Annotated in this window: 12 protein-coding genes and 1 pseudogene; 5 read left to right on the top strand and 8 right to left on the bottom strand. The window is 70.1% G+C overall.

Features of this window, described 5'->3' with window-relative positions; all coding sequences use genetic code 11:
• The 5 genes and pseudogenes from ACSLTV_RS32785 to ACSLTV_RS32765 all read right to left on the bottom strand — a co-directional run.
• Positions 1-1,273: pseudogene (locus tag ACSLTV_RS32785) on the bottom strand (hypothetical protein); the annotation flags it as partial.
• 325 nt (positions 1,274-1,598) lie between these two features.
• Positions 1,599-2,594, bottom strand: coding sequence for a hypothetical protein (locus ACSLTV_RS32780; protein ID WP_435613431.1), 996 nt, complete (start codon positions 2,592-2,594; stop codon positions 1,599-1,601).
• 9 nt (positions 2,595-2,603) lie between these two features.
• Positions 2,604-6,509 (bottom strand): CHAT domain-containing protein, encoded by a 3,906-nt coding sequence (locus ACSLTV_RS32775; protein WP_435613430.1) that lies wholly within the window; start codon positions 6,507-6,509, stop codon positions 2,604-2,606.
• Between the two features lie 1,171 nt (positions 6,510-7,680).
• Positions 7,681-8,673: a pyridoxal phosphate-dependent aminotransferase gene (locus ACSLTV_RS32770; RefSeq protein ID WP_435613429.1), complete on the bottom strand. Its 993-nt coding sequence runs from the start codon at positions 8,671-8,673 to the stop codon at positions 7,681-7,683.
• 146 nt (positions 8,674-8,819) lie between these two features.
• Positions 8,820-9,257, bottom strand: coding sequence for a hypothetical protein (locus ACSLTV_RS32765; protein ID WP_432157440.1), 438 nt, complete (start codon positions 9,255-9,257; stop codon positions 8,820-8,822).
• 132 nt (positions 9,258-9,389) lie between these two features.
• Here ACSLTV_RS32765 and ACSLTV_RS32760 point away from each other — a divergent pair, with 132 nt between their 5' ends.
• Both ACSLTV_RS32760 and ACSLTV_RS32755 read left to right on the top strand, forming a co-directional pair.
• Positions 9,390-9,950, top strand: coding sequence for a TetR/AcrR family transcriptional regulator (locus ACSLTV_RS32760; protein ID WP_432136091.1), 561 nt, complete (start codon positions 9,390-9,392; stop codon positions 9,948-9,950).
• Positions 9,951-10,105: 155 nt separating this feature from the next.
• Positions 10,106-10,801: a SapC family protein gene (locus ACSLTV_RS32755; protein ID WP_432136090.1), complete on the top strand. Its 696-nt coding sequence runs from the start codon at positions 10,106-10,108 to the stop codon at positions 10,799-10,801.
• 40 nt (positions 10,802-10,841) lie between these two features.
• Here the strand turns inward: ACSLTV_RS32755 and ACSLTV_RS32750 are convergent, their stop codons facing one another.
• Complete coding sequence (locus ACSLTV_RS32750; RefSeq protein WP_432136089.1) at positions 10,842-11,375, bottom strand: ABATE domain-containing protein; 534 nt, start codon at positions 11,373-11,375, stop codon at positions 10,842-10,844.
• Between the two features lie 84 nt (positions 11,376-11,459).
• Between ACSLTV_RS32750 and ACSLTV_RS32745 the strand changes: the two genes are divergently transcribed.
• Both ACSLTV_RS32745 and ACSLTV_RS32740 read left to right on the top strand, forming a co-directional pair.
• Entirely contained in the window at positions 11,460-11,783 is a 324-nt protein-coding gene (locus tag ACSLTV_RS32745; RefSeq protein ID WP_432136088.1) for a hypothetical protein, read from the top strand.
• A gap of 77 nt (positions 11,784-11,860) precedes the next feature.
• On the top strand, positions 11,861-12,973 hold the full coding sequence (locus ACSLTV_RS32740) for a DNA alkylation repair protein (RefSeq protein ID WP_432157442.1): 1,113 nt from the start codon (positions 11,861-11,863) through the stop codon (positions 12,971-12,973).
• Between the two features lie 387 nt (positions 12,974-13,360).
• Here ACSLTV_RS32740 and ACSLTV_RS32735 read toward each other — a convergent pair whose 3' ends face one another.
• Both ACSLTV_RS32735 and ACSLTV_RS32730 read right to left on the bottom strand, forming a co-directional pair.
• Positions 13,361-14,044 (bottom strand): hypothetical protein, encoded by a 684-nt coding sequence (locus tag ACSLTV_RS32735; protein ID WP_432158136.1) that lies wholly within the window; start codon positions 14,042-14,044, stop codon positions 13,361-13,363.
• Complete coding sequence (locus ACSLTV_RS32730; protein WP_432158135.1) at positions 14,041-14,484, bottom strand: MerR family transcriptional regulator; 444 nt, start codon at positions 14,482-14,484, stop codon at positions 14,041-14,043. The genes ACSLTV_RS32735 and ACSLTV_RS32730 overlap by 4 nt, the downstream gene beginning before the upstream one ends.
• A 251-nt stretch (positions 14,485-14,735) precedes the next feature.
• On the opposite strand from ACSLTV_RS32730, the gene ACSLTV_RS32725 reads away from it, so the two are divergent.
• On the top strand, positions 14,736-15,383 hold the full coding sequence (locus tag ACSLTV_RS32725; protein WP_432139848.1) for a carbonic anhydrase: 648 nt from the start codon (positions 14,736-14,738) through the stop codon (positions 15,381-15,383).
• Positions 15,384-15,601: the final 218 nt, after the last annotated feature.

The raw sequence follows: 15,601 nt of genomic DNA, 5'->3' as shown, positions 1-15,601 counted from the left end.
ATAGGTCAATTGCTTCCCAGACAATCATGTGGGGTCTGTTCGGTGCGGCAAGTTCACGGCAAAAGGTATAGAGGTCCGTGTCGCTGTCGGCGGTGGTCGAGGCCCAGAGCAGATCCTCAAGGGACATAGCGGCAAGCCCCGGTCGCTGGGGCGCAACAAGATGGCCTGCAGAGGCGACGAGGAGAAGCGGAACGATCTCCGTCCCCGCGGGAAGGGTCAAGGACCCGCCGGGCAGCGGGACACGAACCTCTTCGTCCGGATGGGCGCGGGCATGCCTGCTGATCCGCAGCGCTGCTGGTTCCTCCCGCAACTGAGCGTCTTGCAGATGAGGGCGCGCGAAGAGCTGTACCAGCAACGCCCTGGCAGGGCCGAACATCACCACCCACTGCACAACGTCGCGAGGGGAGACAGCCGGGCCGCTGCTTGTATCAGGAGGGCCGAGAATCTTGTCCGAGAACCGCCACAGAGCTCGGCGTGCACGTTCAGCTGCGAGCTGGGCAAAGCGCAGGCTGACGTTCGCTTCTGACGAGGCGGCGTGGCGAGCGAGATCAACGACGCCCTGTCCCAGGCTCTCGGGCAGAAAGCCCAACGGTAGCCAGAACCTCGCTGCGTCATCGTCGGATTGCTGATGGGAAACGGCCAAGTACCTGCCGAAAGTACTCTGCGGGGAACGGGGATCGTAAATCGGCTCCGCCTGTTGTGCGGTAGCCCAGTTGAGCGCGGCCCGCAGTGTTTCGGAGGGGGCGACCATCGCCTCCACCGGCATGCTCAGAAGGACCTCTGCCGCCGCCAGTTCCTGGTCGGTCAACTTTGCGGGACCCTCTGTCGGCACGTCCCCATCGGGCCACGATGAGGCCAATGCCCGAATGGCAAGATCGGCGTACCGCAATCCCACCTCGACGTATTCGGAGATCCCGAACCCCAGCTCGGGCACCAGTACCGAATCCGTCGCCTGAGCCACCGTCTTCCAGCGCGTGATGTCGGCCAGTGGCCTCTCCACCTGACCGGGAGCCAGCCGCAGCACCTCATCACCGAGCCGCGTGAGCACGACCTGACGGGGATCGGACGGAACGAAATCCTCCAGTCCAGCCAGCCAGGGCGCTTCCCGGCGGCATGCGTCCAGTAGCCCGCCCACGGTCACAGCCTTGGCGGAAGACCACCCGGTTGGCGGCGCAGTCAGCAACTGCTGAAGGAGGTACCCGACCGACGCCCATCTGTGCCGCGTTCCGGGACTGGCGCCCGCCGCAGTGAGCAGAGCCTGCATGCTGGCCATGTCCATACCTGCGAGTCGTCGGCCCAACCCTTGAGGAGGTGTCCGTCCCGTCTTCTTCCGGCCCTTGCCCATATTGACCCCCGTTCTCCCGAGTACGCCAGCATAGAAAGCTCGTGTCCGAAAACCCACTTCAAAATTGTCACTTGCAGGCTCATTGGACACCGAGTCCACATGCACAGCGGCACGGACCACCAGCTCGCCTAGCTGTTCTGTGAAGTCATAGCCGGACTACGCACACCCAGCGTCAGCGCCGCCGCCTCGTCCAGCATCCGGACCAACTCGGACTGGACAGCCGACTGCGTCCGGGAAAACGCTCATTGTGTTGCTAGAGGGACCAGTCGTAAGGAATAGGAGTCGAGCCGTTCGGCAGCGTGCTGAGGGACAGGGACAAGGCGGCGCTCAGGATCTCGCCGGAGGTCACCTCTTGCGCACTCGAAGCCGGCGGGGTGATCCCGAGCGCCCGATAGAGCCGGACCCGGTGGAGGGCGAAGATGTCCCCGACATGTCGGCAGTAGGCGTCCACGCCCGCGCGCAGCGCCCGGTGCGCCGCCCCGACCAACAGGACGCACACCGTGATCCAGAACAGGCGCGGCCACCAGCCGGGCAGGAGCACCGCCCAGAGTGTGGTGGCCGCCGAGCACATCAGTGCCTGCACCCGGGCGAAGACACGGGTCGCCGCTGCCGTCAGGTCATCGCGGTCGGGGGCCTCCAGTGCTTTGACGAACGGGTCCCAGCAGACGCTCAGTTCGAGACCATACTTGCGGCGCGTCTCGGCGGACACCGAGATCAGCGCGTTGCCCAGTGTCGTGGGCAACAACCGTTCCGGGTCGCGCGGCCGCGGATAGCGCGCGGATGCCGCCCGACTACGCGCGGCATGCCAGCCAGTCTGCACCTGCCAGGCGCCGAGGGCATCCCCGCTCAGCCCCGCCGGCGGCTCCGAACGTCGTGCGAATGCGGCGCGCCGGGCACGGTGCCGCGCGATGCGGCGCCGGGTGTACGCGAGCGCAGGCCGGGACGTGCCCCAGCGGCCCGCCAAGACTTCGAGCACGAAGGGAGCCGACGCCGAGGCCGCCCAGGCGGACACCACCACGAGTGCGAGTGCGGCCGCGGACAGCACGAGGGGACCCACCGGTTGCTGCGCGGCGATGCCGCAATACACGCGTGTCCATGACTCGGTGGTGCGGCATGGATGGGCGCCGTCATCGCGGCGCCACAGCACGATCAACGTGCCCGCAAGCCAGAACAGCAGCAACGGACCGCCCATCGCAGCGCTCCAGCGCTTCGCGATCGGCTCCAGGAATCCCTTGACGAGTCCGCCCACAGCAACCACCTACGCCGAGTTGACGAAGGCGCTATCGGGATGCGCAGGACAGCAATCGGCGGCGTAGGGCGAGTCATCATCGCCGATCGCCTCCTCGGCACAGTCGGTCACCGGGCAGGTCCATACGATCTCAGCCGATCCAGGCCCCGGCAGACTCGGGAAGATCGGCAGTCTGAACCCGGAGCCATCGGACGAGCCGCCGCCATCCGTGGGGTTGTCGGGGAGCTCAGCGATCGCCGACGAGGCTCCGTCAGCGGGTGGCGCCGTCGGATGCCCCCGGCCCTGATGGACGAATGCGGCCCAGAAGAAGGGGTCCTCCGCCGAAGTCCTGGCCTTGGGGCTCTGTCCTCGGGTCCGGGCGCGGGCCTCGCGCAGCAGCCGCAGCTGGGCGGTGCGCAGCGCTTCGGCAGGCGGCATTCCGTCGAGGTTGAGCAGAGTGTGGAAGTCCCGCATCAACGCGGCGGTCGTGGCATCTTCCACGTGCCACAGCGACCCCACCACGGCGGCTGCCCCCGCCGCGACGAATGCCGTCGACAGGCTCAGAGCGCCGTCGTAGTGCGCTCCCGGCACCGCCGTCGCGCAGGCGGACAGGACCACCAGGGCCTGCGTGCTCCGTGCGGCGCTGTTGCCGTGGGCCAGACCAAGAAGGCGACCGGCCCGCAGCCGCTGCCCGCCGGCCAGCATCAAGTACGAGTCCGTCGCGGGGACGCCATTGCGCGCGTGGCAGGCGAAGTGAGCCACTGGGTGGCCGCGTTCGGCCTCATGACCCTGTAGCGCGGTGAGGACAGCGGCGGGCGTGGCGGGCGCCGCGCTCTCGCCGGAGCCGCCGAGCCGCTGCCCCTTGGCATAGAACCAGCGGTAGACGTCTTCGCCCTCCTGGCGGGCATGGGGCAGATCGCCCGTGGGGTCAAAGACCACGAGCCCACTCCCCGCGAGCGGTGCCAAGGAACGGGTGGCGAACCGGGTCAACATCCCCAGCGAGGACGCGTAGCTGACGGACATGGCCTCGATTGCGAAGCGGTGCATCGAGCTGCCGTCATTCCGGCGCACCCGGTGCCGTGCCGCGTGCCAGGGCACCAGGCCCAGTGTCCCGGACGGGATCAGGACGATCCGTGGCGTTGTCTGGGACCCCGAGGCCGAGAAATGCTCGAAGAGCTGCTTGACCGCTGCTCGCCAAGCCCAGTCGCAGACCTTGCGCAGCGCCCCGCGCCACGCATCACCCGGCGCCGTGTTCGCGACTCCTCGAAGTTGCTGGTCGTGCGCGGCGGTGAAGTTGACCAGGTCCGGTGCATCGGAGCGCAGTTGCGAAAGCCGCAGCGCATGGAGTCGTCCGGTCGAGTGCAGTACGAGGGCCCATCCATGGCGACGGCCGGCCAAGAGGTACACCACGGCGTCCACGCCCAGCGTCCGGCACAGATGTGCGGGCCAGCCGTGCGCGAGCAACTCCGTGGTGCTCGACAGGGCGTCAAGCAAGGAGGCCCGCAGGGCGTCCCCCGACCGCGTCGATGCCGGGCCGGTCATGAGCTGTGGCAGCCGGGTGCCGGTCGGCCCGGTGATCTCCAGCCGTCGCGCCCTCCGCATGCGCCGGTGCTCCTCCAGCGTCGAACCGGTGACGGTGGCTGCGCCGGACGCCACCTCCTCGGCCAGGGTCCGGCCCGATTCGACCAGTTCGAGAGCGGCCTCGGCGTCCCCGGCCTCCAGACAGGCCCTGGCTAGCACGTCTGCTTCGCCCACGACCCGGCGAACCTGTTCGGCAGATCGGTCACCAAGGTGGCGGATGAGGGTGTCGACGATGCGCTCACGCAGCGCCCCCCGCATGGTGACTGGCTCCTCACGCAGGGCGTCGCGCCAGTCGCCGCTTCTGGGAAGCCGAGAGCGTCCCGACTCGACGGCCCACTCGTCAAGTGCCGCGCGCACACGCATCCAGACCGGCCGTTCCCCGCGCAGCCGGCCGGGGCCCTCGCCCAGCCTCTCCTCACGTGCGATGACCAAACTCGCCGCCGCGTTCGCCCGAGTGAGAAGATCGTAGATACGCGAGCAGTCCCCCTCGTGGTTCCGGACGACGTCCAGCGCGTCCACCAGGGCCACGACCGCATCCTCCAGAGGATCGCCCTCGTAGCCGGGCACGGCCCCGACGCCGGCGACCGGCAGCTCAAGCAGATTCAGCAGAGCGCACCCGAACTCGGCCCGCAGTGAGGCTAGACGCACCTCGGACTGATCACCCCACTGCAGGCAGTGATCCAGGAGACGCGCAGCAGCCATTGCATCCATCGGAGCGCGCAGCACCTCGGCGCGGGACAGCAGGGCCAGACCGAGCCCGGCCGCCGCCGTCACGTGCGCTCCCTCGGGGCCAGCCGTCCTGCGCACCTCTTCCGCTCCCATGCGCACGGCGTCGTCCAGCGCATGCAAGTCGCTGCTGTGCTGGTACAGGAGATGGCAGACGGTGGCTAGTGCCGAGCGGTCCTCGGCGCGCTCCAGGAGACTACGAGCGGTCCGCAAGTCGTCTGCCTCGCCCGCCAGTTCATATCTCCGCAAGAGAGTCTCACCAAGGGCACCGAGCCATGCAGCACGCTCTGGAGAGTCCGCGGGCGCATTTGCCACCACCCCCGCGAGGGTGGCGACGAGGTCTTCCAAGGCGTCACGGTCAGCGCTGTACTCGACGCGCAGACGATGCCCTGAGACGAGCACGCGGGTCCACTCAAGCCGAGCAGCGGAGTCGCGCTCCTGGAGCTCGTCGGTCTCCAGTGCGCGGGTGAGGTGTTGCACGGCGCGGTCCAGCTCGTCCGGCTCGCGGGACCGTTCGTACTCAGCAAGATGGGTGTAGCCCACGCTTGCCCATGTCTCGCGCAGCACCGTCGCATCGTGTACGAGCATCTGCGCCGTGGCGATGCGGCGGTGTTGGACCAACGCCCTTTCCAGGTAAGCGGCCTGCCGCGACAGCGCGTACTGCTGCCGTTGGATCGCCCCGGTCAGACGCAGCCATGAAACCGACGTGACATGGGTCCATCGCTGCGCGGCGACCCACAACGCGTCGGCCGAGGCTTCGAGGTCGGCGGGGTCCCCGTCGGCCTCGTGGCGCAACCAGAGCGCGGCGCCCAACACGCTATGCCACAAAGCGGGGTATCGGGCCCCCGCCCACTCTGAGACCGCAGCTCCCTGTGCCGTCCTGGCTCGGTGCAGGGCCTCGTTGAGATCATCCGCGTGCCCAGTAGCGTCGTAACGCATGAGCTGTGCCAACGCCAGATCGCCGAGCAGAACATACCCCTGCCGGACGGAATCGTCTTCGACCGACGCCGCAGCCGCCTGGAGAACGCCGATGGCCTGGTTCAATGCGTCAATATTGCGGGTGTCGGCGTACCGCATGAGGTGGGTCCGGCCCAACCGTAGGGGCACCCTCCAAGCCTCCTCCTCACTGTCGGCCCAAACCTCCGTAGGGTCGAGGGTGTCGCGCATCGCCAAGATGCTGGCCAGCAGCTCATACGCCGAGACCTCCCCCGTGTAACCGTTTGTAGCCCCCGAGGCTGCAGGCAGTGGCATGGGGGCCAGAGTCCGGCTCTCGCCGGTACGGGCGTCGACAAGGTCGAGCAGCTCACCAAGGCGGTCCGGGTCGGGTTCACGGGGGGCCGGTGACGCGACGGTCTCGTATCGGGTGATCCCCACGGGCTGTGCTGTGAAATGGCTGAGCCGTTCGTGCAGCTCCGGCGTTGCGGAGCCTAAGGCATCGGCGGCGCTGAGAGCTGCGACAGCGTCGATCAAGGCGCCGTCGTCCGCTCCCTCCTCATAGGCGTCGAGGGCTCGCTCGCCGATCAGGCGAGCCCGCAGCCCGGCAGGCAGGACTTGCTCAGTGGTGGGGAGCCAACGACCGGCGAGCCGTTCGACGACGGCTATGTACTGCTCCCGCTGCACCTCGGGCACCGCTGCCCCTCCCCGTAATATCAGGCAACCCAAGCACGATACCGGGATCAGAGTTACTGCAGTGTGCACGGGCCGGTCGACCAGCGTCGTCAGCAGTCGCTGGATCCCGTGGCAGGTGAGCGGGATCAGCTCGTCCAGGGTGGCAGGGGTCGGCGCCGAGAAGCACCGTTGATGTGACTGAGCTGTCATCGGCCTGGCTGGACCCCGGCCCGGCAGCCACCGGCTGCTGATCCGCCGCAACCGGACTCGTGTCAGGACAGCCGCTATGAGCGGGGTCGTGGCTGTAGCTGTCCGACCAGGTGGAAGACTCCGGAGCCGCATTCCCCCGCAGGCGGCTATGGGCGCCACGGGGCGGGGCACCAACGCGCCGCCCGCTGCGGGCACTCGAGGCGTTCGCAGATGCCGCAGCAGGATCGGGGAGCAGACCTGGCCGCTGAGGCACGCCGAGGTTTCCCAAGCATCTACCCGGGGGCCTCAGTGATCCGGACCAGGGACGGACCAACTCGGCTTCGCATCGGGCGATTCCATCCATTGCCGCAGGTCAGAGGCGGGTGAGGTCGTGTACCACCAGCAGACCAAGAATCTGCTGGTGAGCTACTCGCCGAAGAAGCTGGGCTTCTTCTAGGCGCGAACGAAGAGGCGCCTGCCCTGGTTCTCGGTCTCGGTGAGGCCGGCGTCGGCCTCACCGAGCGTGTCGTGAACGAGATCGCCTCCTGGCGCGCTACGGCGGCGACGGCGTCCCGGAACCGGGCTTCCCGGTGGGCGTCGGGGACAGGCGTGACCGGCTCCGACGGCGGACGATCCGCGCCTCGTCGTCGACGAGTCCCACCGCCGACTCGTCGTCCACCGGCACGCCGGGGCCGAGCCGGTGCTCCCCGCGATACCTCCGTGGCAGCCCCTGCGCCTGACGCCTTTTCAGCAGCCGATCGGCGGAATCGGCGCCGATGCACGACGAGGCGCCCTGGCGGCTGCCGGACGCGACCGGCCGCCTCGGCGACGTGCCGTCATCCGAGGGCGGTACGGAAGCGTTCGCGCAGGTCGCCGAGGCGGTCCATGGGTTCGTTGGCGAAGACCAGCCGCAGGTATCCGTCACCGCTGGGGCCCCACCCCGTCATCGGCGTCGCGGCGACGCGCCCGCGGTGGAACAGGCGTTCGGACGCTTCCCCGGGAGTCAGCCCCAGTGCGACGGTGTCGAGAAGAAGGGACCAGCCGCCGTGCGGGGGTATGAGCGGATAGCCGTCGAGCTGACGCAGCACGATGTCGCGGCGCCGCTCCCAGACGCGCGTGGCCGCGGCGACGTCCTCGTCGGCGTCGGGGCGTCGAGCGCCGCGGCGACGGCCTGTTGGGCGATCCCCACCTGGCACACGACATTGGTCATCCCCACCAGGGCGATGTCGGAGAGGATCCGGGCGGGGCCAACCGTCCAGCCCACCCGCCAGCCGATGAGACGCAGCTCCTTCGACGCCGAGCCGACCGTGAGGGTCCGCTCCGCGAGGCCGGGGTGCGCGGCCGGATGCGCCGGGCGGTTGTCGTCGAACAGGATGCGCTCCATCGCCGCGTTGTGGATCAGCCAGCAGTCATGCCGCTCCAAGGCCGGGGCGAGAGCGTTCCAGTGACTCGGGCCGAGCAGGGCGCCGGTCGGCATGGCCGGCGACATGGCCAGCACAGCAGCGGTGCCCTGCCCCACCGCTGCGGCGAGTTCGTCGGGATCGACCTGCCAGCCCGCGGGCGAGGGAGTGCACCGCACGTGCCGGGGAACGCCCCCGACCAGCCGGATCCGGTTGACCAGCCCGGCGTACACCGGATCGCAGACGACGACCTCCTGGCCGGGCTCCACCGTGGCCAGGAGCACGTTGAGCAGCGCGTTGAGCCCTCCGGCGGCGCTCACGCACTCGGTGGCCGGATCGTAGTGGACGCCGGACAGCCGGGTGACATGGGCGGCGGCGGCCTCCCGCAGTCCGCGATGCCCCTGGAACGGCAGGTAACTGTTGGCCGTGTCGTCCTCCACGGCGGACCGGGTCATCTCGAGCGCGATCCGGGGCGGACGCAGGTCGGTGTCCAGATTCTCCAGACGCAGCATGTCGGGGTCCATGGCGGCATCCGCCGCGTCACCGATCACGTTCACGCCGATGCCGGGAATGTGCCGCAGACGTGAAACCCTCATGGTCCCCTCCTTGCCGGTGGTCGACGCGCGGACAGCCCGGCGTCGAGGTGTACCGCAGTACCGCACGTACCGCATGCCCGGTGCGCCTTCCGGCGACCCGAGACACCGCGGGCGGGTCTCGGGTCGCCGGTACGCCGACAGGCCGGTCAGGCGTGCGTCCCGGTGGTGGACGCCTGGGTGATGGCGTCCACCAGGCGCTCCCCGGTGTAGGCGTGGCCTCCCATCCCCCAGCCTCCGTCCGGGGCGTTGACGACGTTGATCCGGATGTCGCCGCGGTCGTGACCGGGTGACATGAGCTCGTACGCGATGTCGGTGGCCCTCTCGATGAAGGCCGCACGGGCCGCCACGGACGGCAGGCCGATGTCGGGCAGCTTGAGTTCGACCAGTACGAGGGATCGGTTGGTTCCGCCCGCGTACACGTGCTGGGGGTCGAGCAGGTGCAGCACGCCGGCGACCATGGGAGTGAAGAAGGTGTTGCCGGTCAGTCCGCTCACGTCGATGAGAGCGTCACTGAGTCGCGGAATGATCTCCCGCTCGCCGGCCGGGGTGAGGGCGCCGGCGGCGGCGATGACGGCGATGGGCATGGGTGTGCTCCTCAAGTCGGTTGACAGATCGGGTTGGTGACAGACGACTAGTACGGACGTACTAGCGAGGGCAACTCTGGAGTAGGATGGGCGTACTAGTCAAGCGGGAGACGAACGGAGGGCCGGAACACGATGGCCAAGGAGACCCGGGGCCGGATGGTGGATGCCGCGGTCGACGCGTTGCGGGAACGCGGCTTGCAGGGAATGTCGTTCACCGATGTGCTCGCGCGCAGCGGGGCGGCCCGTGGCGCCATCTACCATCACTTCCCCGGCGGCAAGAACCAGCTGGTCGCAGAGGCGACCACCCGGCACGGACACGAGGTGCGCGCCCGGCTCGCGGAGCTTCGCGCGGCCGACCCGAGGGCTGTCGCAACGGCCTTCGTGGCGTTCGCGCGGCCGGTCGCCCAGGCCGCCGCCCGAGGTGCGGGATGCGCCGTGGCCGCCGTGACCGTCCCCGCGGACGAGGAGAACGGCGAGCTGTGCCAGGCCGCCGCCGCGACCTTCACCTCGTGGACCGAACAGCTCACCCGGAATCTGCGGGAGGCGGGAATCCCGGCCACCGAGGCCGAGGAGAAGGCCACCTTGCTGGTCGCCCTCCTCGAGGGCGCACAGGTGCTGTGCCGGGCGAGCGGAGGCACCGAGCCCTTCGAACGAGCCGCCAGGGCGGCGATGACGCTCTTCCCGGAGTCCTGACCCGCGCTCGACACACAGGGGCCGCCGCCGGACTCGTCCCGCAGGTCGCACCCGGCACTCTCGGACTCCACGGCCGGCGACCCGGCCAGCCTGCTACCTTAATCACGGATTTGACAAGCAAATCCGTGATTAAGAGGCGGGGGAGTTCTGATCTCATGCATCTCGAACGACTGAGCAACGAGACGCACGTGTCGCTACGCATCTCGTCGGCACCGACGCCCGAGTTCGCCGCGTCACTCCAGCTCGCCATGATCACCGCGGGCGAGTTCAACGACGCCGCGCTGGCGCACCCGATCGTCTTCGCCGAGAAGGACGGAGAGCCGGCCCCCTGCGTCGTTCTGGGCTTGGAGGAGGGCCGCAACCAGAACATCGGCCCGGACGGGCTCTGGCGCCCCCACACCTACATCCCGGGGGTGATCCGGGCCTATCCGTTCGTGCCGGTGGACCTGGGGAACGAGGAGGTCGGCATCTGCATCGACACCGAGTTCACGGGGTGGAGCACGACGGAGGGCAAGCGCCTCTTCTTCGACGACGGCTCCCGCACGCCCTTCCTGGACGAGTCCGTCACCATGGTGCTCCAGGGGGTACGGGACACCCTGCGGACCAGGGAGTTCACCAGCGAGCTGCTCCGCCTCGGCCTGCTACGGCGGGAGCTGATGACGGCGAGCCACCGCGACGGCAGGTCCGTCAGCTTCACCGACTTCATGGCAGTGGACGACGAGGAACTGCACCGCCTCCCCGGCAGCGACCTCATCCGGCTCCGCGACAGCGGCTACCTGAGATGGATCCACGCCCACCTCATCTCCCTGAACCACATGAAGCGGCTCATCGGCGAACTCGTCGACGGCTGACGGATTCGGGCCGCGACTCGCCGGGGAGGCGCCGGGACGGTCAGCCGCCCCGGCGGGCGGAGCGCGCCCTGTTGCCGCAGCCGATCGAACACCACGCCTGGTCCCGTCTGCGCGCGAGGAAGAACATCCCGCAACTGGGGGCGGGGCAGCGGCGCAGCCTGGTCTGCTCCGGCCCTGCGGCCAGCGCGAGCGCCCGCCGGGCCACCGCACCGGCGGCCGGGCCGCCGGCCTCGCGCTCCGCCAGGCGGCCGGAATCGTCGACGTGGAAGGTCACCGGTGCGCGCGCGGCCAGGGCGTTGAGGCGCTCGCGCACCGTGGCGGGCAGAGGGGCCTGACGTGCCGCGGCGTCCAGCACCATACGCACCGGATCGCGCAGTTCCGTCAGCTCGTCCAGCGGGAGGTCCGCCGACGCCCGGTCCGCGGCCTTGGCCCGCCAGGCGGTCACGAGCTCCGGATCGCGCAGGAGGTCGACGTCCTCGCCCGCGGGTCCGGCTCCGACGAGGACGGTGTTGGCCAGATCCAGCACGGGATGCTCACCGATCCACGGCATGTCGCGCAGGCTTCTGAGGGTCATCACCCCAACTTACCGGACCCACGGATTCGACTCACTGAATGCGTGATAGCGTCGATCACGGATCTCCACCAGTGAATCCGTGACATGACGATCGAGAGGAACACCCCGTTGGATGCGACCATCGAGTACGTCCGCTTCGAGACCACCGACCCGGCGAAGCTGACCGCGCAGCGCGACCGGCTGATCTCCCTCCTGCGCGAGCGATACGGAAACGACTTCCTCGGCGCACACCTCGCCCACTGCGAGGACGGCTCGCTCCTCGACCTCATCCTGTGGGCCTCGCCCGAGGCCGCCGCGCGCGCGGCGCGCGAGATGCCCGCAGAGCCCGGCGTCGCCGGTTTCTTCAGCTTGATCGGCGAGGTCCACGAGATGCGGCACGCCCGGGTTCTGCACAGCACCCAGCCGTAGCCGAACCGGTACCGGCGGCACGCCCGACCACACCCTGGGCGCGCCGCCGGTACCGGCCCCGATGAGAAGGGACAGCCGTGCCCACGGCCGACGAACTGATCAACCCTCGCACCACGGACCTGCTGGCCTCGGTCATGGCGGCAGCGGGCGCCGCACCGGCCACCGCCCTCCACGGAGTCGGCGCCCTGCTGGAGGACCTGACATTCAGCCGGCGCGTCACCGCGGTCAAGGAAGCGGTCCTCACCGACCTTCCGGACGACTACCCGGCCTTCGCCCACGTCGTGCGAGCCGCCCTGCGCCGGCCCGACTTCACCGGCTGGATGACTTTCCCCGTCAACGCGGCAGTTGCCGAACGCGCCCTGGACAGCGCCGTGTTCGAGCCCGCTTTGGACCTGCTCGCCGAACTCACTCCGCTGCTGACCGCGGAGATGGCCGTACGCCCCTTCCTCCGCCACGACCTCCCCCGGGCGCTGCGGCCGGTCATGGGGTGGACCCGCCACCCGGACGAGCACGTGCGCCGGCTGGCGAGTGAGGGCACGCGGCCCCGGCTGCCGTGGGCGCCGCGGCTGACCGGCCTGGTCACCGACCCGACCCCGGCCCTGCCCATCCTGGACGCCCTGTACCGCGACCCGAGCGCGTACGTCAGGCGTTCGGTGGCCAACCACCTCAACGACATCAGCAAGGACCACCCGAGTACGGCCGTCGCCACGGCCGCCCGCTGGCTCGCCGCCCCGGCGTCCACCACTCCCGCCGTTGCCCGGCACGGCATGCGCACCCTCGTCAAGAACGGCCACGCCGACGCCCTGGCGCTCCTCGGCCACGACCCCGACGTCACCGTTCGGGTCGTCGGACCCGAGATCCGCACACCCGAGGTGCGCATCGGGGAGCATCTCGTGTTCGGCTACGAGGTCATCAACACCGGTACCCGCACCACCGCCCTCGTCATCGACTACGTCGTCCACCACCGCAAGGCGAACGGCACTCTCAGCCCGAAGGTCTTCAAGCTGACCTCCCGCAGCCTCGCCCCCGGCGAACGCTGGTCGGCCGTCCGCCGTCACTCCTTCCGGGAACTCAGCACGCGTCGCTACCACCCCGGCCTCCACAGCGTGCAACTCCAGATCAACGGGCGGCCTCACGAGGCGGCCGAGTTCACCCTCGGCGCCGGACGGGACGCGGCCCCGGCGCGGTGAACTTCATGGAGGTGCCGCGGCGGCCCCGTTCCGCGCCTCCGCCCTTGCACGTGGTCCCGTTCCCCACACTCGGGGCACGGCGGGCAAGCGCACCGGCCCGGCGAGCCTGGGGAGTCATCGGCGTGCTCGGCCCGGCCGCGATCGCCGTGCTCCCGGTACTCCTCTTCGACGACACCATGGCCGCCCGCGGGGCCTGCAAGGCGGCGGGTCCCGGACCGGCCACCGCCGAGCCCGCGGCCACCGGACCCTTGGGTACGGTGACGCACGTCGGTCCGTACCGGGCCCCGGGAGAACGTCGAGCCGGGCCACCCGGTGGTACAGGCGGCCCAGCGCTCCCGTAGCGCTACGCCGACCCGGTGGTACAGGCGGCCCGGCGCTCCCGTGCGGCTACGCCGCCTCCGCCACGGCGGACGGAGCCGTGGCGGGCTTCCTCAGCCGGCCGGCGAAGACACCCGCCAGCAGACCCATGAGCAGCAGGATCGGCAACGCCTCCAGCCCCGCCAACTCGGGACGGGCCACACCGGCGGCGGTGACCAGCACGAACGCGCCCGCCGCCACGATCGCCGCGCGCAGCAGCCGGTCCCGCGCGGGAAGCGCCAGGGCGAGGAAGGCGATACCGGTGGCCGCGGCGGTCGACTTGAGCTGCGCGATCACGTACAAGGTCATCATCGGCGCCGCGGGGGCCGGGTCCATCACGGACGCCTGCGCCGCGTGGACGGCGAGCACGGCGTTCTCCGCCATGTCCAGGACACCCGCTGTGATCATCGCGGCGAGGCTGAGGGTACCGAGCAGGCGGGAGACGGTCAGAGCCCTGGCCGCGACGAAGGTGGTCAGGTAGGCGACGACGAAGACCGTGTCGAAGGCCATCCACACGAGCACGGCGTCCGGCTCGTCGTCGAGGGGCCGCAGGAAGGCGTCGGGGGACAGCGGCACGTCAGTGGGCTGAAGGTGCACCCCCGGGTGCGCGGCGGAAAGGACCTGGAAAACGACCGCGCAGGCGAAGGTCACCAGAGCCCCGATCAGGCCGGCACGGTGGAGCGCGCGGGCCGGGGCCGTCAGAAGGGTGCTCATCGGCCGCTCTCCGTCGCTGATACCGGAATCACGGTCTCCGCGGTGAAATCCCCGTCCCGATGGGACTCCATCCTCTCGACGACTTCGACGAGCCGGTCCCTCAGGCCGGTGAGCTCCTCCATCTGTCGCTCCACGGCCGCGATGCGACCGCGCAACACCTCGACGGCGTGGGTCACCGGGCAGTCCGGGACCTGCTCGCAGGCATCCGCCAGGTCCTTGATCTCCTCCAGCCTCAGGCCCAGGCGCCGGCCGACCCGGATGAAGTCGAGCCGATCGAGCGCCTCGGGCGGGTAGCGGCGGTGGTCGCCTCTGGTCCTCTCCGCGGCCGGGAGAAGTCCCTGCCGCTCGTAGAAGCGGATGGCGTCCACCGAGACGCCGCCGGCGCGCGCCAGTGCTCCGATGGTGAACCGGGACGCGCCCGGCAGGATGGCTGTGGTCATGCACCCGACGCTAGATCCTGGACACGACTCCAGGTTCAACCTTCTTCGTCGTGACCTCCGCCACACGGCAGCAGGGACGCGTCTCACTCGGATCACGTCCGCCGGAGCGCCCTGCGGGCGGAGCTCGGGCGGAGGACCGGCCGTTCCGCCCGTGCGAGAGCTGTCGTGTGCGCGATGGTCCTGGCTGCCGGCCGGGCCGCCGGGGCGGGGTCCTGCGCGTGTCCGCAGGGCACAGGCCGTACCCTGCGGGCATGACCGACACCGACACCCAGTCCCCGACGCCCTCTGAGGCTTTCGAGATGCTGCTTGCCGGCAACCGGCGGTTCGTCGCCGGTTCGGTGGAGCACCCGAACCAGGACGCCGCCCGCCGTACCGAGGTCGCGCTGGCGCAGAATCCGTTCGCCGTGCTGTTCGGCTGCTCCGACTCGCGTCTGGCTGCCGAAATCATCTTCGACCGGGGGCTGGGCGACCTGTTCGTCGTCCGCACCGCCGGGCATGTGATGGGCCCGGAGGTGCTGGGCAGCATCGAGTACGCGGTCAGTGTGCTCGGCGCGCCGCTGGTCGTCGTGCTCGGGCACGATGCCTGTGGCGCGGTCGCTGCCACCCGAGCCGCAATCCAGGACGGCACGGCCTCTCCGGGCTACGTCCGTGACGTGGTCGAGCGTGTGACGCCCAGTGTGCTGGCCGCTCACGCGGCCGGGCACACCGAGGACGCGGACTTCATCGCCGGGCACGTCCGGCACACCGTGGATCTGCTGCTGGACCGCTCCCGCACCCTGACGCAGGCGATCGAGGAGGGCCGGGCCGGCGTGGTGGGCCTGTCCTACCGGCTGGCCGACGGGACCGCCCATGTGGTCACCGCGCGCGGCGTGGACGTGCCGGAGGGGGTCGTGGCCTGACGGGTGGCGGTTCGGCGTTCCCGCTGGTACGGCACGACTTCGCGGGGCCGGCCCGCCCCCACGGCGTCACCGTGGACGGCCACGCGTCGCCGAGCGTCGGCTGGTGGTGCACGCGCCCGAGCCCACGGGCGCGCCGGATCGGCGATCACGTCCCTTCCACCCGGGGCCCGAGTCGAGGCGACATCGGCCCCCGGACCGTCGGCGTGGCCCCGCGACGT

This window comes from Streptomyces sp. bgisy159 (genome assembly GCF_965341775.1).
Classification (GTDB): Bacteria; Actinomycetota; Actinomycetes; order Streptomycetales; family Streptomycetaceae; genus Streptomyces.
Note: the sequence above shows the minus strand (reverse complement) of the source record. Positions and strands in the feature narration are given on the sequence as shown.